Origin of the sequence: Romboutsia sp., from assembly GCF_035470145.1 — a bacterium.
GTDB lineage: Bacteria > Bacillota > Clostridia > Peptostreptococcales > Peptostreptococcaceae > Romboutsia_D.
In genome coordinates this window covers 1-16,827 of record NZ_DATIRC010000080.1, presented here as the reverse complement: position 1 = coordinate 16,827, position 16,827 = coordinate 1, and the positions used below count along the sequence as shown (strand labels likewise).

The 16,827-nt window shown below is 29.4% G+C and carries 21 protein-coding genes; 18 read left to right on the top strand and 3 right to left on the bottom strand.

The window, feature by feature from the left end; genetic code table 11:
• From VLM92_RS02870 to tatC, 7 genes are all read left to right on the top strand, one after another.
• Positions 1-195: AMP-binding enzyme (locus VLM92_RS02870; RefSeq protein ID WP_414708143.1), on the top strand; the 195-nt coding region annotated here is incomplete at its 5' end.
• A complete protein-coding gene (menC, locus tag VLM92_RS02865; RefSeq protein ID WP_325274846.1) occupies positions 196-1,305 on the top strand; it encodes an o-succinylbenzoate synthase in 1,110 nt (369 codons plus the stop codon).
• A 1-nt stretch (position 1,306) separates the two neighbouring features.
• Positions 1,307-1,684 carry a PaaI family thioesterase gene (locus VLM92_RS02860; RefSeq protein ID WP_325274845.1) on the top strand — a complete coding sequence of 126 codons (378 nt, stop codon included), beginning with the start codon at positions 1,307-1,309 and terminating at the stop codon, positions 1,682-1,684.
• 26 nt (positions 1,685-1,710) lie between these two features.
• Positions 1,711-2,610, top strand: a complete 900-nt coding sequence (locus VLM92_RS02855; protein ID WP_325274844.1) for a prenyltransferase — start codon at positions 1,711-1,713, stop codon at positions 2,608-2,610.
• 6 nt (positions 2,611-2,616) lie between these two features.
• A complete protein-coding gene (locus tag VLM92_RS02850; protein WP_325274843.1) occupies positions 2,617-3,318 on the top strand; it encodes a demethylmenaquinone methyltransferase in 702 nt (233 codons plus the stop codon).
• Between the two features lie 15 nt (positions 3,319-3,333).
• Positions 3,334-3,516: a twin-arginine translocase TatA/TatE family subunit gene (locus VLM92_RS02845; protein WP_325274842.1), complete on the top strand. Its 183-nt coding sequence runs from the start codon at positions 3,334-3,336 to the stop codon at positions 3,514-3,516.
• 26 nt (positions 3,517-3,542) lie between these two features.
• Positions 3,543-4,277 carry a twin-arginine translocase subunit TatC gene (tatC, locus tag VLM92_RS02840; RefSeq protein WP_325274841.1) on the top strand — a complete coding sequence of 245 codons (735 nt, stop codon included), beginning with the start codon at positions 3,543-3,545 and terminating at the stop codon, positions 4,275-4,277.
• 4 nt (positions 4,278-4,281) lie between these two features.
• On the opposite strand, the gene VLM92_RS02835 is transcribed toward tatC, so the two are convergent.
• Positions 4,282-5,181 carry a helix-turn-helix transcriptional regulator gene (locus VLM92_RS02835; RefSeq protein WP_325274840.1) on the bottom strand — a complete coding sequence of 300 codons (900 nt, stop codon included), beginning with the start codon at positions 5,179-5,181 and terminating at the stop codon, positions 4,282-4,284.
• Between the two features lie 352 nt (positions 5,182-5,533).
• On the opposite strand from VLM92_RS02835, the gene VLM92_RS02830 reads away from it, so the two are divergent.
• From VLM92_RS02830 to VLM92_RS02820, 3 genes are read left to right on the top strand one after another with little or no spacing between them, the layout of a single operon-like run.
• Positions 5,534-5,710, top strand: a complete 177-nt coding sequence (locus tag VLM92_RS02830) for a twin-arginine translocase TatA/TatE family subunit (protein ID WP_325274839.1) — start codon at positions 5,534-5,536, stop codon at positions 5,708-5,710.
• Positions 5,711-5,731: 21 nt separating this feature from the next.
• On the top strand, positions 5,732-7,291 hold the full coding sequence (locus VLM92_RS02825; RefSeq protein ID WP_325274838.1) for a reductive dehalogenase: 1,560 nt from the start codon (positions 5,732-5,734) through the stop codon (positions 7,289-7,291).
• Positions 7,292-7,309: 18 nt separating this feature from the next.
• Positions 7,310-7,645 (top strand): hypothetical protein, encoded by a 336-nt coding sequence (locus VLM92_RS02820; RefSeq protein ID WP_325274837.1) that lies wholly within the window; start codon positions 7,310-7,312, stop codon positions 7,643-7,645.
• 64 nt (positions 7,646-7,709) lie between these two features.
• On the opposite strand, the gene VLM92_RS02815 is transcribed toward VLM92_RS02820, so the two are convergent.
• Positions 7,710-8,612 (bottom strand): helix-turn-helix transcriptional regulator, encoded by a 903-nt coding sequence (locus VLM92_RS02815; protein WP_325274836.1) that lies wholly within the window; start codon positions 8,610-8,612, stop codon positions 7,710-7,712.
• 307 nt (positions 8,613-8,919) lie between these two features.
• Here VLM92_RS02815 and VLM92_RS02810 point away from each other — a divergent pair, with 307 nt between their 5' ends.
• The 5 genes from VLM92_RS02810 (at position 8,920) to VLM92_RS02790 (ending at position 13,286) form a co-directional block, all read left to right on the top strand.
• Positions 8,920-10,143, top strand: coding sequence for an FMN-binding protein (locus VLM92_RS02810; protein ID WP_325274835.1), 1,224 nt, complete (start codon positions 8,920-8,922; stop codon positions 10,141-10,143).
• Positions 10,144-10,251: 108 nt separating this feature from the next.
• The gene (gene tatA / locus VLM92_RS02805; RefSeq protein ID WP_325274834.1) at positions 10,252-10,437 is read left to right on the top strand and encodes a twin-arginine translocase TatA/TatE family subunit; all 186 of its coding nucleotides are present in this window, start codon (positions 10,252-10,254) and stop codon (positions 10,435-10,437) included.
• A gap of 41 nt (positions 10,438-10,478) precedes the next feature.
• The gene (locus VLM92_RS02800; protein WP_325274833.1) at positions 10,479-12,026 is read left to right on the top strand and encodes a reductive dehalogenase; all 1,548 of its coding nucleotides are present in this window, start codon (positions 10,479-10,481) and stop codon (positions 12,024-12,026) included.
• A gap of 11 nt (positions 12,027-12,037) precedes the next feature.
• On the top strand, positions 12,038-12,376 hold the full coding sequence (locus tag VLM92_RS02795; RefSeq protein WP_325274832.1) for a hypothetical protein: 339 nt from the start codon (positions 12,038-12,040) through the stop codon (positions 12,374-12,376).
• Positions 12,377-12,422: 46 nt separating this feature from the next.
• Positions 12,423-13,286 carry a hypothetical protein gene (locus VLM92_RS02790; RefSeq protein ID WP_325274831.1) on the top strand — a complete coding sequence of 288 codons (864 nt, stop codon included), beginning with the start codon at positions 12,423-12,425 and terminating at the stop codon, positions 13,284-13,286.
• Between the two features lie 35 nt (positions 13,287-13,321).
• On the opposite strand, the gene VLM92_RS02785 is transcribed toward VLM92_RS02790, so the two are convergent.
• The gene (locus VLM92_RS02785) at positions 13,322-14,221 is read right to left on the bottom strand and encodes a helix-turn-helix transcriptional regulator (RefSeq protein WP_325274830.1); all 900 of its coding nucleotides are present in this window, start codon (positions 14,219-14,221) and stop codon (positions 13,322-13,324) included.
• Between the two features lie 332 nt (positions 14,222-14,553).
• On the opposite strand from VLM92_RS02785, the gene tatA (VLM92_RS02780) reads away from it, so the two are divergent.
• Genes tatA (VLM92_RS02780) through VLM92_RS02770 form a run of 3 tightly spaced genes read left to right on the top strand, consistent with a single transcriptional unit; the run spans position 14,554 to position 16,663 of the window.
• Positions 14,554-14,721: a twin-arginine translocase TatA/TatE family subunit gene (gene tatA / locus VLM92_RS02780; RefSeq protein WP_325274829.1), complete on the top strand. Its 168-nt coding sequence runs from the start codon at positions 14,554-14,556 to the stop codon at positions 14,719-14,721.
• Between the two features lie 43 nt (positions 14,722-14,764).
• On the top strand, positions 14,765-16,309 hold the full coding sequence (locus tag VLM92_RS02775; RefSeq protein ID WP_325274828.1) for a reductive dehalogenase: 1,545 nt from the start codon (positions 14,765-14,767) through the stop codon (positions 16,307-16,309).
• 15 nt (positions 16,310-16,324) lie between these two features.
• The gene (locus VLM92_RS02770; RefSeq protein ID WP_325274827.1) at positions 16,325-16,663 is read left to right on the top strand and encodes a hypothetical protein; all 339 of its coding nucleotides are present in this window, start codon (positions 16,325-16,327) and stop codon (positions 16,661-16,663) included.
• Positions 16,664-16,827: the final 164 nt, after the last annotated feature.

Below are 16,827 nucleotides of genomic sequence, written 5' to 3'. Positions count from 1 at the left end.
GGCAAGAAAGATGAAATATGGGGACAGGTTCCTGTATTGTATGTGGTTTCTTCATTAGATAAAGATGCAATACTATTATATCTTTCAAATAAAATAGCAAAATACAAAATTCCAAAAGAAATTATTTATTTGGATGAACTTCCTAAAAATGCATCAGGTAAAATATTAAAAAAGAATTTAAAAGAGGTTGATTAAATGAAAGTTGAAAGAATAGAACTTTTCCATGTTAAAATACCACTTAATTTTACATTCAAAACATCACAAGCTACAGTAAAGCATAGAGAGACAATTATAGTAAAAGCAACTAATGAATATGGAAATAGTGGTTATGGTGAAGTAGTTTCATTTAATGAACCATTTTATACAAATGAAACACTGATGGATTCTAAGACTGTATTAATAAATGAATATATACCGAAGTTAATTAATAAAGATATTAAACATCCATTTGATATACACAAATATATTAATTTATCATATCCAATGGCTCTTGCAGGTTTGGAAAATGCTTTGGTAGATTTGTATTCTAAGAGGAATGGAAAATCTATTATGGATGTTGCATTTAATGAAGAAATTAATGATGAGATATATGCAGGAATTACATTAGGAGATATGGATATTTCAAGCCTTATTAAACAAATTGATAATTATCAAAAGGAAGGATATATTCGTTTTAAAATAAAGATTAAACCAAAAGACGGATTTATGAAGTTAAAGGCTATTAGAGAAAAATACCCTACTATTCAATTGTTAGCAGATGCAAACAAAAGTTATAAGGTTGAACAAATTGAAATATTAAAGAAGATGGATTCACTTGATTTACTGTGTATAGAAGAACCGCTAGATTCAATAGACTTTGCAGAATATCAAAAACTTCAAAAAGAGATGAAAACGCCAATTTGCTTGGATGAAAGTATCCAAACAATTGATGATTTAAAAACAGCAATTAAGTTAAAAGCTTTAAAAGTAGTAAATATAAAAGTAGGACGTATTGGTGGAATATATTATGCAAAGCAAATGATTGAATTATGCAGAAAAAATAATATTAAATACTGGATAGGAAGTATGCTAGAAAGTGGTATTTCTAAAATACTACATGTTCATTTAGCAAGTTTAAAAGACACATATATTCCAGGCGATTTATCATCATCAAGGCGTTACTTTAAAAAAGACTTAATTAAACCAGAAATAGTAGCTGAAAGTGGAATTATAAAAGTACCAAAGGGCTGTGGACTAGGTGTAGTAATTGATGAAAACATATTAAATAACTTTACCATTGATTACATCAAAATAGGTGGTGAATAAAATGAATTTAATTGAAGGGTTAAATATTGAATATATTCGTGTATATGATAATGAACTTCAAGCTAAAATGAATTTAACAGATTTTCATGATCAAACATTTGGCTACTTGCATGGAGGTGCAACAATTTCATTTGGAGAAACTGTTGCAGGCTATGCTTCAAATCAAAAGATAAAAGAAGATCAAGTAGCAGTTGGCCAAACAATAACTACAAATCATTTGAAAGCAAAAAAAATAGAAGGCTATATTATTGCAAAAGGAAAGCTTATGCATAAGGGAGCAACATCCCATGTTTGGAGTATTGAAATGTTTGATGAAAACAATGTGTTAATTTCATATATGACAGTGACAAATGCTATTACTGATTTGAATAAAGTATAGCACCTTAAGTGAGCAGAGGTGAGAGAATGACTGTTAAGTCAATAATAAAACTTATGGATATAAAAACTCTTGTTGCAGGGGGTATCCCTGTATTATTAGGATCAATTTATTCATGGTATGCTTTTGGACAAATTAATTTTGTCTATCTTATATTATTACTAGTTGCTATGATACTGATTCAAAGTGCGACTAATATGATTAATGATTATTTTGATTATAAACGTGGAGCAGATAGCAAAGAAAGAAGAGATGAAAAGGCTCTAGTAAGTGGTGAGAGTACTCCGAAACAAGTTTTGTTTATTATATTTATATATCAATTTATTGCATGTATAATCGGAGTTTTTATAGCTAGCCAAACAAGCTATGTTATTTTACTAATTGCTTTTATTGGAGGTATGATTTCAATTTTATATGCTTTTGGACCTTTACCTATTTCATATACACCATTAGGTGAAATTGTATCTGGAGCAACTATGGGGATCGGTATAACAACAACGGTGATATATATTCATTCTGGTGTATTTAATTTAAGTACAGTGTTAGTAGCTATTCCGACCTCTGTATTTATTGGAACTATATTACTATCTAATAACTTAAGTGATTTAGAAGAGGATAGAGAAGCTGGTAGAAAGACGCTACCAATACTTATAGGAGTTAAAAGATCTGAGAAATTATGGATATTTAATGTAATAATGTTACTTGTATTAACAATTGTTTTAATGTTAATAAATATTTATCCTATTGCTGTATTATTATCTGCTATTTTACTATTTCCTCATAATTCAATTTCAAAGTTCTTGTCATATGATAAGAACATTCATACAAAAGGAAGAACAATGGGACTTATAGGTAAGGTTGGATTAAAATATCACTTATCTGTAATTACTGGATTATTAATATCAATTGTGTTTAAGGCAGGTGTCTAAGAACAAATGAATAAAGAAAAAAAAGTATATGAAACGTTCCAGAACATTTCGAAAGATTATGATAAATTAAACGATATTATTAGCTTTAATATGCACAAAAGGTGGAAGAGAGACACTATAAAACAGCTGAATATTTTAGAAAACTCGAAGATATTAGATGTATGTTGTGGTACTGGTGATTTTAGCATTATGATATCTTTAGAAACTGATAAAAAAATAAAAGTTATGGGGTTAGATTTTTCAGAGAATATGTTATCGGTCGCAAGAAAGAAAAAAGAAGAACTTAAATTAGAGAGTGTTGAGTTTGTCCATGGGAATGCCATGGCGCTGCCTTTTGGAGATAATACTTTTGATAATGTAACTGTAGGTTTTGGACTGAGAAATACACCTGATTATGAGAGGGCTATTAGTGAAATGATGCGCGTTGTAAAGCCTGGTGGAAAAGTTGCATGTCTAGAGACATCACAGCCTACACTGCCGATTTATAAACAATTATACTGGCTTTACTTTAAACATATAATGCCGAGAATTGGACAGTTATTTTCAAAACATAGAAAAGAGTACCAGTGGCTAAATGATTCTACTGAACAATTCTTAAGTAAGGAACAATTAAAAGATTTATTTTTAAAAGTTGGTTTTAAAAATGTAAAAGTAAAATCTTATGTAGGAGGTTGTGCAGCCTTACATATAGGAGTAAAGCATGAGTAATAGGAGGCGAAAAATATGGTATTTAATATTGGGATATCTGAAATTATTATAATTTCAATAGCTGCATATTTAATTTTAGGGCCTAAGAAAATTCCTGAAATAGGTAAAAAAGCAGGTGAAGCAGTGAAAAAAATATCTAAAGAAACAGAAGGAATTAACAAGGAAATACAAGAAATCAAAGAAGCTGTAACAAAATAATAAGTTATAAGAAGTAGGTGAATAATATGACAAATCATGAACAAATATGGATGGACCATTTAACAGAACTGCGCAAACGATGTATTAGAGTTTTAATCTTTTTTGTTGTTGCACTAGTTTTTGCTTTTTATTTTGTTCCTAAAATTATTGATTTTATTACATTAACATCTACATTAGTAGATGTGGATTTGAATGTATTTAACATTACAGATCCTCTATTGTTACATCTTAAAATTGCATCAATTGTGGCTTTTATTGCTTCTTTTCCATATATTATTATAGAATTATGGTTATTTATTCGACCAGGATTAACAAAAGATGAAAGAAGATTTGTATATAAATATATTCCAATGATTTTCATTCTTTTTATTTTAGGAATAGCATTTTCTTATTTTATCCTTGTTCCATATTATATTAGATTTTCCCAAGGACTTGCAGGAAACGTTGATTTGAATATTGTTATGGGTGCTAACACATATATTGATTTTTTAAGTAAAATGTTGTTGTATTTTGGACTCATTTTTCAATTTCCTGTTTTAGTTTTTATTCTTTCATATATTGGGATTGTAAGTTCGCAATTGCTAAAAGTTATTCGTAAATATGCTTATTTTGGATTGTTAATTGTTTGTGCATTTATAACTCCACCAGATCCAATATCAATGGGTATTGCTTTAGTTCCCTTAGCATTTCTTTATGAATTTAGTATGTTGTTATGTAAAGTTAATGAGAGCAAAAAAAGAAAGAAACTAAAAACTAGCTAAATATTTAGCTAGTTTTTAGTTTTTTTAATCTATTTTTTATAAATACATCAAAATACTCATCGTCAGAATTTTTAATCAACTCATGCAGCATTAATGCTTTATTGTACCATATTGTAAATTCTTTATCATTATTCAAGTGGTCAAACAATTCACTTTTTAAAAAATATAGTTCTCTTAAATAGCTATAGGTATTATATTTTTTACAATAATCGATAGTAGCATTAAGGTACAGAGATGCTTCCTTAAAATTTGATGTATCAAGGCAAGCTGCAATTAAAAATATATAAAAGGCTGGAAAGAGCACGCGAGTATGAAGAAATTGAATGTTATCTAAATATTTTTCTATGTTCTTTAAGTAGGCATACGCTTTTTCTTGTTGATCACTTAATAAAAGAAAACAACCATAAGAAAACAGTAGCATGAATTCTATATCAGTAGGATTGCTACCTTCTATATAAGTAGGAGCCAATATATTTTTAACTTCATCCATTCCCCAGTGATAATTTTCATTTAAAAAGGTAGTACTAATGCATTTAAAAGTTTCAATGATTTGCATATCATGAATGGATCTAATATCAAGTTCTTTTTCTTTTTTGATTATTAATTTATAAATATTTTTAAAATTGTGTTTCTCAATATCAGTAAATATTTGGTCTAACAGGTCCTTAACTTGTAAGGATGTAGGAGATTCAATGGCTCTAAACAAATATTCTGGTGTAATTCCTAACTTGTTTGTTATTTGTCTCAATATAACTGAAGTTGGGCAGCGTTCTCCGTTTTCTATGCGAGTAATGTATGAAATAGAACAAATACCATCTGCAAGTTGAGATTTTGTCATATTATTCTTTTCACGTAACTCTTTAATATACGGGCCTATTTTTATATAATAATTTATCCCTTCCATGTTCCCCCCTGATGAAATAGTATTCTTAAAGATATATTTCGACATAAGACTATAGGTATATTTTAATATATGTATATATATATGTAAATACAAAATAGTAGAAATATTCTAAACTAAAAAGCAAGAAACATAATACTACAAAGCTTTGTAGAAGAATAGTTTAAATTCATCTTTATAGGTTTGACAGTAGTCAAACCTAATTGTATTAAAAGGCTATATTCAATAAAATGATAGACAAGAAAACTTTAGCATTATATTAACAAATTAGCACAATAACTACATAAGAGTCATTTATGTCTTTTTATGTTACTTTTAAAAAATCAACATGATAATGATTAGAGGAGGTGAATGCATGTTTGGAAGATTAGGTGGTACAGAAATATTAGTTATTTTAGTAGTTGGATTTTTATTCTTTGGTCCTAAAAAATTACCTGAAATAGGGAAATCGTTTGGAGATACAATAAGAGAATTTAAAAAATCAGCAAACGATGAAACAAAAGAAACTATTCAAATAGAAGATAGTAAATAAAATTAGAGGGGGAATAGGGACATGAATCGTCGAGAATTTTTAAAGGTTGCTGGAGTCACTACTGCAGTAACAGGAACAGCACTTGCAACGAAACAAAAGAAATCTTTTGCTTTAGAGATAGGAAAAGAACAAGATGACTATCCATATGAGGTAACTGAAGATTGTAAAGGATTTAGTGCCAAAGATATCATGTTTATGCGTGGATTTTGGGACAATGACCCTTATGATGATGAATATATTAAAAAAACATATAAATTGCAAACACCTGTTGAAACAGCAGTTACTTTTGCTGGGTTACATCATGGATTCATACAAAAAAAAGTTCATGACCCAAATAAAAAAGGATTTAGATTTATGGATAATGCATTATCATTAGGAGCATGGAGTGTTGATAATAATTTTGCAACAAATAGTGAATTTGGTGTTGGGAATGCACTGGTTCAAACACATCCAATTAATCCTATGACAGGTGAAAAAATGAAAGATACGCCTGTTTTTGTTCCAGGTTTATATTCTTGGGATAACTCAAAAGTGGATAACATGTTAGCCATGGGTAAACCACAGGAGAAGTTTAAGGATGCAAAAGATGCAGCAAAACATGTTAAAAAGGCAGCAAAATTTTTAGGAGCAGACTTAGTTGGAATTGCACCATATAATGAAAGAACAAAGAGATGGACCTATACAGAGTGGCCAACTCCAAGTGTAAGACCTGAGCCATATACCATGCCTGATGGTTTGAAAATGTTTATGCCATTTGATCCATTTAAAGCGGGGAAAGGTGAATTTAAAACTTTTGGTGTTTCAACAGTAAAGGCTGATTTTAAAGGTGTTGCTGGATTTGAACCAAAATCAATCATTGTTTTAGCATTTGAGCAAGATTATGATGCTTTTAAAGCTACACCAACTCCAATTTCAGATGCCGCCGCGGCAAAGGAATATTCTCGTATGGCAGAAGCATCATGTAAAATAGCTGAATTCTTAAGGCATATGGGATATAAAGCCATTCCATGTGGAAATGATACGTCAATATCAGTACCATTAGCAATTGAAGCAGGCTTAGGAGAAAGCAGCCGAATGGGTATGATAGTTACGCAAAAGTATGGGCCTCGTGTTCGTTTAGCAAAAATATATACAGATTTAGAGATTCAACCAGATAAACCAATTACATTTGGAGTAAAAGAGTTCTGTAATGTTTGCATGAAGTGTGCGGATGCTTGTCCTGGTAGAGCGATTTGTCATGAACCAGCACGAGTAATTAAAGAAGGGATGGAATTTGATACAGGTAAAGTTACTAAATCAACAATGACAGGGGTTGAAAAATGGTTTGTTAATGGAGAAAGATGTCTGTCATTTTGGTCATATAATGAAGCTGCTTGCGGTACATGCGTATCAGTTTGTCCATATAATAAGATAGATGAGTGGCATCATGATTTATCAAAATTAATGACATTAACACCATTTAAACCATTATTACGTTCACTTGATGAAATGTTTGGATACGGTGGACCAATAGAACCAGATGTACGATTAGAATCAAAATATTTAACAGATGCTGTAGATGATTTCTGGGGTAAACTTTAATAAGGAGGGTGAAATAAGATGCATGTATTAGTTAGTTTATTTAAATGGTTATTTACGTTACATCAATTAGTATGGTTTGTAGCTGGAGGTTTGTCATTTTCTGTAATAACATATTTTTATATGAAATTTAAACAGGATAATAAGTGTGACAAATTAAGCTTTACATTCATTGTATTATCAGCTTTAACATTTGATTTTACAATATTATGGACATATGACTCATATATAGAAAATGAAGTTAGAGCAGCTAACATGGGATTATTAGTATTTGGAGGATTGGTAGTAGTATTTGCTATCATTGCATATCGCCTTATAGCGAAAAAAAATAATAGTGAGGTTGAGGTTACAGATTAAATAAAAGGGCATTCATTGCCCTTTTATTTGTATTTTGAAGTGGTTGAATTTTTATTCTTTGGTCCTAAACAGTTACATTTATTTTACTTAATCTATCTTGGATAAACTCATTGAAAAATTCATTATCAGAATCTTTAATCATATCATGTAGAATTAATGATTTATTATACCATATTTTAAAATCCTTTTCTTTTTTTAAACGATAATATAATTCACCTTTTATAAAATATAATTCTCGTAAATAACTATAGGTATTATTTTTTTTACAGTAATCAATAGCAGTATCAAGATATAAAGATGATTCTTCTAAATTAGATGTATCAAAACAAGCTGTAATTAAAATCATATAAAATGCTGGAAAGATAGCACGAGTATGAAGAAACTTTATATTATCCATATATTTCTTTATATTAAGTAAGTGAATATATGCTTGTTCTTCTTGGTTATTTAATAAAAGGAAATAACCATACATAAGCATCAGTAGAAATTCTATATCAGTAGGATTACATCCTTTGGTATAAGTAAGATCTAGAATATATTCAAGTTCATTAATTCCTAATTGATAATTTTTACTTAAAACGGTCTCACTGAGACATTTAAAAGTTTTGAAGATCTGCATGTCATGAATTGATGTTTCATTAAGTTTTTCTTTTTCTTCATTTATTAATTTATAAATATTATTAAAATCATGTCTTTCAATATAAATAAATATTTGGTCTAATAGTTCTTGCGAACGTAATGATGCAGGCGATTCAATTGCTCTAAATAAATATTCTGGCGTAATGCCTAATTTATTTGTTAGTTGCCTTAATATAACTGAACTTGGACAACGATTTCCGTTTTCTATTCGAGTAATATATGAAACAGAACAAATGCCATTTGCAAGTTGAGATCTTGTCATATTATTCTTTTTACGCAGCTCTTTAAGATATGGTCCTACCTTTATATAATAATTTGTGTTTTCCATTTTATCCTCCTTATAACATAGAGCTGAAAAAGTCTATATTTTAATATAATTCTGCATGTATTTATTCATAACTACATTATAATACAAAATTGAGAATTGTGACAATAGTCAAAGGATGTGACAATAGTCACTTATTAGTGACTATTGTCGATTAGTGAGATTATAATAAATTATAGTTAATGTTATTTGATTAACAAGGATCAAAAGGAACTATACGTGCACGAATTATAAAGAAAGTGTTTGATGATTTACCAACATATTGTTTATTATTAACAAACATATTTTAGAGCATTCATTGGAGGTAATTATGAGAAAAAAATGGACTATTCGTGAAATATATTTAGCATTTTTAGCTATTTCACTATTAATATTTGGTGGTTATTCAATGTTTTTTAATCATGAAGCAGTTGACTATTCATCAATAATATATAAAGTCAATCCTGATATTGTTAAAACCGAGAAAATAAATAAATCACCATTGACTTTTAAAGTATATACAAAAGATAATGCTGATAAATTCTATTTTGTAACTTTTACAGAAGCAGTTGGATATCAATCAACTATTGAAGTTATGACTATGATTAATACAGAAGGAAACATAGAACAAGTAGAAGTTATAAAAGAAGGGGAAACACCAGCTTTCTTTGATAAAGTTAAAGCAGCTAAATATAATGAGAAATTTACTGGATTAACAATCTTTGATCCAATTTATATTGATAATGCCAAAGGTTATGCAGGAAGTAGTGAAGGAATAGATACAAATAATAAAGTCGACGGTGTTAGTGGCGCAACAATTTCATCTGCTGCTATAACAAAAGCTGTAAATGATGGAACAGTAGTAGTTGCTGATAAATACTTTGATGAAAACGTTATTAATCCTTTTTGTAAATTTAAATTTGGATTAAATGAATTAGCACTATTGCTTATTTACATAATTGCTGCTTTAAGCGTTTATATTAAGTCGATTACTAAGTATCGTAAGTGGATTTTATTATATACAGCAATTGTAATAGGTTTCTATTTTAATAAGTTTGCAACATTTGGAATGATTTACTCATTCTTAAGTGGAAGTTGGCCAGCAATAAACAATATTTCATGGTATTTATTAATTATAGGTACAATAGGACTTATTTTATTTACAGGTAGAAATTTATACTGTCAGTGGATTTGTCCATTTGGGGCAACACAAGAAGCTATATTGAAATTTGGAGGATTAAAACAAATTAAGTTAGATGCTAAGCTTGTAAAATTATTTAGACTAATACCACCAACATTAGCTTACTTAGCATTAATGATTGTATTTTATACTAATGAAACGCAATCATTAGCATATGATCCATTTGGAGCAATATTTAATTTAACAGCTTTACCAATTATGTGGATGAGCTTACCAATTCTTATCTTTATCAGTTTATTTCAATATCGTTTTTATTGCACTTATTTTTGTCCAATAGGATTAATATTTAATTTAATAACTAAATTGAGAAATGGGGTAGTTAAATTATGGAAAAACGAGAAAGTAAAAGCATAGTAGCGAAAGATATAGTTTTAAGTTTATTAATTTTATTAATAATGATATTCCAAATTATATTAATATTACAAAATTCAGGTTTTATATCATATTAGAGGAGGTGACATAATGTTTGGAAGATTAGGTGGTACAGAAATAATGGTTATATTAGCTGTTGGATTCTTATTCTTTGGTCCTAAAAAGTTACCTGAGATAGGAAAATCTTTTGGAGAGACAATACGTGAATTTAAAAAATCAGCAAAAGAAGCTGAAAATGAAGTAAAAGAAGCTATTGAAACAGAAGGAAGTAAATAATTCAGTATTATAACTAATTAAAGACTAGAGGAGGCATATTAATGAATAGACGTGAATTTTTAAAAGTTACAGGAGTTACAACTGCAGTAACAGGGGCTGCACTTGCTTCAAGCTCTAAGAAATCATTTGCAGTGGAACTTGGAAAAGAACATGATCAATTTCCATTAGAAATAACGAAAGATTTCAAAGGTTTTAATCAGAAAAACCACGTTTTTTTCCGTACTTTTTGGGATAAAGAACCGGTTGATAAGTATATATCAGACAGATTTGGACATAAGACATTTACTGAACCAGGGATGATCTTTAATGCTGTTCATGAAGGCATTATAGAAGGTACAAATGCAGGTAAAGCGGGTTTTAGACCAATTGATTCAGCTTTAGATAAAGCAGCGTGGAGTGTAAATAAGAATTTTGCTACGAATAGTGAAACGGGTATTCGTAACACCTTAATTCAAACACATCCAATTAATCCACAGACAGGTGAAAAAATGAAAGACATGCCTGTTTTTGTTGAAAGTTTATATTCTTGGAATAATTCCAAGGTAGATGCTATGTTAGCACATGGTAAGGAGTCATATAAATTCAAAGATTCAAAGGAAGCATCAAAACATATTAAAAAGGCAGCGAAATTTTTAGGAGCTGACTTAGTAGGGATTACACCATATAATGAAAATACAAAGAGATGGACATATACAGAGTGGGCAGTTCCAAATGTAAAACCATTTACTATGCCTGATGGAACAGTAGAATATATGCCATTTGATCCGTTTAAATTTGAAAAAGGTGAATATGAAACATTTGGAGTTAAAACAGTGAAGCCTGATTTTAAACGTGAAGCAGGGTTTGAACCAAAATCAGTAATCGTTTTAGCATTTGAAATGGATTATGATGGAATGAAAACAGCACCAACATTAGTATCTAGTTCAGCTGCTGGACTCAAATATTCAAATATGGCAGAAACAGCACATAAAGTAGCTGAGTTCTTAAGAAACTTAGGTTATAAAGCAGCTCCGTGTGGAAATGATACAGCTTTATCAGTTCCTCTTGCAATTGAAGCTGGTTTAGGTGAAGGAAGTCGTATGGGAATGATAGTTACAGAAAAGTATGGACCTCGTGTACGTTTAGCTAAAGTCTATACGGATTTAGAAATTCAACCAGATAAACCAATTACATTTGGAGTTAAAGAATTTTGTAATGTTTGTATGAAGTGTGCGGATGCCTGTCCTTCTAAAGCTATTTGTCATGAACCAGCACAGGTAATTAAAGAAGGTATGGAATTTGATACGGGTAAAATTACTAAATCAACAATGCTAGGTGTTGAAAAGTGGTTTGTTAATGGTGAAAGATGTGTGTCATTTTGGGCATATAATGGTGGAGATTGTGGTACATGTATTGCAGTTTGTCCATACAATAAGATTAATGAGTGGCACCATGATTTATCAAAATTAATGACCCTAACGCCATTTAAACCATTACTGCGTTCAATGGATGAGATGTTTGGATATGGTGGTCCAATAGAGCCTGAGGTACGTTTAGAGTCACAATACTTAAAAGATGCCATAGATGATTTCTGGAATAAAATTCAATAGGGGGAAATATTATGCATATAATAGTTAGTTTATTTAAATGGTTATTTACACTACATCAATTGGCATGGTTTATAACTGGTGGTTTGATGTTTGGTTCACTAACATATTTTCATATGAAATTAAAACAGGATAATAAAGTTAATAAACTGAATTTTACATTTATATTATTATCAGTATGTACATTTGCATTTACAATATTATGGACATATGATTCATATGTAGAAAATGAAGTTAGAGCTGCTAATATGGGATTATTAGTATTTGGAGGGTTAGCGGTAGTTTTTGCTATACTTGGATATAGATTTACACAGAAAAATAATGAAAGCAAAGTTGAGATAGAAGGGCAATAATGGCCCTTTTATCTTTTATTATATAAATATTAGAAAAGGTGATAACATGAATGTTCAACTGGGTAAATATAAAGGACTTGGTTTAAGCCGTCCCAACATAATTGTAAAAGATGAAGAAATTAATGATTATATTAATAAAATAAGAGAGCAATATAAAGTAGAAGTTGAAAAAGAAGGTTATATTGAAAATGGTGATTATATTGCCATAGATTATGATGGATATTATGAGGGTGAACATATTCCTCAGATAAGTAGAAACAATTATCATTCACGAATTGGACAAGGGTTCTTCTTAGATAAATTTGAGAATAATTTATTAGGAAAGAGAAGTGGAGATAAAGTTAAATTCGACCTCGTATTACCAGATGACTACGAATTAAAGTATCTTCGAAGTGAGACTGTTCAATTTGGAGTAAAAATATTATCAGTTAAGAATCAAATGATACCTGAATTAAATGATGATGTAGTAGGAAGATTTAAAATTGAAGGAATAAATACCATAGGGGAATTAAGAGAATATGTAAAAGAGAAAATATATTATCAAAAGATAATGGTTGAAAGTGCTAACATTATTAATGAAATAATGAATCATGTTATAGAAAATTCAAAAGTTGAGTTAAAAAATGAAGAAATTGAGAGTCTTGAATGCGAAATACTTGAAGATTTTAAAAAAGAACTTAAAAAGAGAAATGTAAATTTAGAAATATATTTATCATATACGAAAAAAACAGAAGAAGAAGTACTTAAGCAATGTGAGTTAGAAGCAAAGACATATTTAACAGAAAAAGCTATAATAGAAAAAATAGCACAAATAGAGAATATTACTTTAAATGATGAAGAAATAGATTCTCATAATCAGTTATTGTATCAAAAGGTCATTCATTTTCTTTTAAGAGAAAATACAAAATAATATTATAAATTATTAAATTAAAACTAGCTAAATATTTAGCTAGTTTTTAGTTGTTTTAATCTACTTTCCATAAATGTATCAAAATACTCATCGTCAGAATTTTTAATTAACTCATGTAGACTTAATGCTTTATCAAGCCATACTTTAAATTCTATTTCTTCTTTTAAGCGGTAGTGTAATTCACTTTTTAAAAAATATAATTCTCGTAAAAAATTATAGGTATTGTTTTTTTTGCAGTAATCAATAGCATAGTTAAGATATTCAAATGACTCATTAAAATTTAATGTATCAAGACAAGCTGAAATTAAAAACATATAAAAGGCAGGGAAGATAACTCGAGTATGAAGAAAGTTAATATTATCTATATATATTTTTATATTAGTTAGATGAGTATATGCTTCTTTCTTTTGGTTATTTAATGAGAGAAAGAAACCATAAACAAACATTAGTATAAATTCTATATCAGTAGGATTACTTCCTTTAGCATAAGTGAGCTCTAATATATTTTTAACTTCATTCATTCCACGTTGATAATTTTGACTGAGCATGGTTACACTAAGACATTTAAAAGTTTTAATAATCTGAGTATCATGAATTGATGTTATACAAAGTTCTTTTTCTTTTTCATTTATTAATTTATAAATATTTTTAAAATCATGTCTTTCAATATAAAGAAATATTTGGTCTAATAGTTCCTTAACATGTAAAGATGTAGGGGACTCAATTGCTCTAAATAAATATTCTGGGGTAATGCCTAATTTAGTTGTTATTTGTCTTAATATAACTGAAGTAGGACAACGATCCCCGTTTTCTATTAGAGTAATGTATGAACGAGAACAAATACCATCTGCAAGCTGTTTTTTTGTCATATTATTTTTTTCACGCATCTCTTTAATATAAGAGCCTATATTTATATAGTAATTTGTAAATTCCACCTCACATCCTCCTTTTAATATAACATTTTTAACTTTTTTTGCTATATTCCTACATTATAATGGAGGAATAAGAAAGTTTACAATAGTAAAAAGTGTGACAATAGTAAATTTGAATAACAATAGTAAACAATTATTGTATAAGAAGATTAAAGTAGATAAAATTGTAGACAAGAGTGATTTGGTATTATTTTAACAACTAAAAAGATTAAATGGAGATGAATCCATGTGAAATTTTAAAGGTTAATGAATCTACTATCTTAACAATATAGTATTTTAAACTATATAAATATTAGAAAATATAGGGATTAGATCATATTTGAGGAGATGGTATAATGTTTGGAAGATTAGGGGGGACTGAATTACTGGTTATTTTAGTAGTTGGATTTTTAATATTTGGTCCGAAAAAATTACCTGAGATAGGAAAAAAATTTGGAGAAACAATACGTGAATTTAAAAAATCAGTAAAGGAAGTTGAAGTTATAGAAGCTACTAAAGAATAGAACAAAATCATTATAATAAATAACTAATAGAGGGGGAATATAAATGAATCGTCGTGAATTTTTAAAAGTAGCTGGAGTTACAACTGCAGTGACAGGGGCTGCTCTTGCAACAAAACCGGAGAAAACGTTCGCAGTAGAACTTGGAAAGGAACATGATCAGTTTCCGAATAAAGTATCTAAAGATGTCAATAGATTTAGTCAGCAAAATCATGTATTTTTTCGTGCATTTTGGGACAAGGAACCAATTGATGAGTTTATATCAGATAGATTTGGATATAATTCATTTACTGAAGTTGGGTTAATCTTTGTAAGTCAGCATGAGGGAATTAAAGAAGGTAGAAATGCAGGGAAATTAGGCTTTAGGCAAGTTGATAAAGCTTTAGAACTATCATCCTGGAGTGTAAATGACCATTTTGCTTCGAATAGTCAATTAGGTGTTCGTAATTCTTTAATTCAAACACATCCAGTTAATCCAGAGACAGGTGAAAAAATAAAAGATATGCCTGTTTTAGTTCCTGGTTTATTTTCTTGGGATAACTCAAAAGTGGATAAAAAATTAGGAATGGCTAAAACACAATATAAATTCAAAGATGCAAAGGATTCTGCACAATATGTTAAAAAGGCTGCAAAGCATTTAGGAGCAGATTTAGTCGGAATTGCACCATATAATGAAAGTACAAATAGATGGACATATGAAGAGTGGGCAGTTCCAAATGTAAAACCATTTACAATGGCAGATGGAACAGTAGAATATTTGCCATTTGATCCATTTAAATTTGAAAAAGGTGAATATGAGACATTTGGGGTTAAAACAGTAAAGTCTGACTTCAAACGTGAAGCAGGATTTGAACCAAAATCAGTAATTGTTTTAGCATTTGAAATGGATTATGATGCGATGAAATCAGCACCAACATTAGCAAGTGGTTCAACTGTTGCACTTGGGTATTCTCGTATGGCAGAAACGGGACATAAACTAGCTGAATTCTTAAGAAACTTAGGTTATAAAGCAGCTCCGTGTGGAAATGATACATCTCTATCAGTTCCACTTGCAATCGAAGCTGGTTTAGGGGAAGCTAGCAGAATGGGATTATTAGTTACAGAAAAGTATGGACCTCGTGTTCGTTTAGCTAAAGTCTATACAGATTTAGAAATTCAACCAGATAAACCAATTACATTTGGAGTAAAAGAGTTCTGTAATGTTTGTATGAAGTGTGCTGATGCTTGTCCTGGTAAGGCCATTTGTCATGAACCAGCACAGGTAATCAAAGAAGGTATGGAATTTGATACAGGTAAAGTTACTAAATCAACAATGACAGGGGTTGAAAAATGGTTTGTTAATGGAGAAAGATGTTTGTCATTCTGGTCTTATAATGGTGCAGATTGTGGTACATGTATTTCTGTTTGTCCATATAACAAGATTAATGAGTGGCATCATGATTTATCAAAATTAATGACGTTAACACCATTTAAACCATTATTACGTACATTAGATGAAACGTTTGGATACGGTGGTCCAGTAGAACCAGAAGTACGCCTAGAATCAAAATATTTAAAAGATGCTGTTAATGATTTCTGGAATAAGATTTAATAGGGGGAATATATTATGCATATAATAGTTAGCTTATTTAAATGGTTATTTACACTACATCAATTAGTATGGTTTTTAGCTGGAGGACTGATGTTCTCTTCAATGACATACCTTCATATAAAATTAAAGCAGGATAATAAAGTTAATAAACTAAATTTTACATTTATATTATTATCAGTATGTACTTTTGCTTTTACAGTATTATGGACATATGATTCATATGTAGAAAATGAAGTTAGAGCTGCTAATATGGGATTATTAGTATTTGGAGGAGTGGCTGTAGTTTTTGCTATACTTGGGTATAGATTTACACAGAAAAACAATGAAAGTAAAGTTGAGATAGAAGGGCAATAATGGCCCTTTTATCTTTTATTATATAAATATTAGAAAAGGTGATAACATGAATGTTCAACTGGGTAAATATAAAGGACTTGGTTTTAAACGTCCTAATATAGTTGTAAAAGATGAAGAAATAGATTCTCATAATTAGTTATTGTATCAAAAGGTCATTCATTTTC

Bases quoted from the DNA above. Each gene is read 5' to 3' on its own strand.
- VLM92_RS02800 (WP_325274833.1), top strand. From the start codon at position 10,479: ATGAATAGACGTGAATTTTTAAAAGTTACAGGAGTTACAACTGCAGTA.
- tatA (WP_325274829.1), top strand. From the start codon at position 14,554: ATGTTTGGAAGATTAGGGGGGACTGAATTACTGGTTATTTTAGTAGTT.
- tatC (WP_325274841.1), top strand. From the start codon at position 3,543: ATGACAAATCATGAACAAATATGGATGGACCATTTAACAGAACTGCGC.
- menC (WP_325274846.1), top strand. From the start codon at position 196: ATGAAAGTTGAAAGAATAGAACTTTTCCATGTTAAAATACCACTTAAT.
- VLM92_RS02835 (WP_325274840.1), bottom strand. From the start codon at position 5,181: ATGGAAGGGATAAATTATTATATAAAAATAGGCCCGTATATTAAAGAG.
- VLM92_RS02830 (WP_325274839.1), top strand. From the start codon at position 5,534: ATGTTTGGAAGATTAGGTGGTACAGAAATATTAGTTATTTTAGTAGTT.
- VLM92_RS02850 (WP_325274843.1), top strand. From the start codon at position 2,617: ATGAATAAAGAAAAAAAAGTATATGAAACGTTCCAGAACATTTCGAAA.
- VLM92_RS02775 (WP_325274828.1), top strand. From the start codon at position 14,765: ATGAATCGTCGTGAATTTTTAAAAGTAGCTGGAGTTACAACTGCAGTG.
- VLM92_RS02810 (WP_325274835.1), top strand. From the start codon at position 8,920: ATGAGAAAAAAATGGACTATTCGTGAAATATATTTAGCATTTTTAGCT.
- VLM92_RS02790 (WP_325274831.1), top strand. From the start codon at position 12,423: ATGAATGTTCAACTGGGTAAATATAAAGGACTTGGTTTAAGCCGTCCC.
- VLM92_RS02825 (WP_325274838.1), top strand. From the start codon at position 5,732: ATGAATCGTCGAGAATTTTTAAAGGTTGCTGGAGTCACTACTGCAGTA.
- tatA (WP_325274834.1), top strand. From the start codon at position 10,252: ATGTTTGGAAGATTAGGTGGTACAGAAATAATGGTTATATTAGCTGTT.
- VLM92_RS02815 (WP_325274836.1), bottom strand. From the start codon at position 8,612: ATGGAAAACACAAATTATTATATAAAGGTAGGACCATATCTTAAAGAG.
- VLM92_RS02855 (WP_325274844.1), top strand. From the start codon at position 1,711: ATGACTGTTAAGTCAATAATAAAACTTATGGATATAAAAACTCTTGTT.
- VLM92_RS02795 (WP_325274832.1), top strand. From the start codon at position 12,038: ATGCATATAATAGTTAGTTTATTTAAATGGTTATTTACACTACATCAA.
- VLM92_RS02820 (WP_325274837.1), top strand. From the start codon at position 7,310: ATGCATGTATTAGTTAGTTTATTTAAATGGTTATTTACGTTACATCAA.
- VLM92_RS02770 (WP_325274827.1), top strand. From the start codon at position 16,325: ATGCATATAATAGTTAGCTTATTTAAATGGTTATTTACACTACATCAA.
- VLM92_RS02860 (WP_325274845.1), top strand. From the start codon at position 1,307: ATGAATTTAATTGAAGGGTTAAATATTGAATATATTCGTGTATATGAT.
- VLM92_RS02845 (WP_325274842.1), top strand. From the start codon at position 3,334: ATGGTATTTAATATTGGGATATCTGAAATTATTATAATTTCAATAGCT.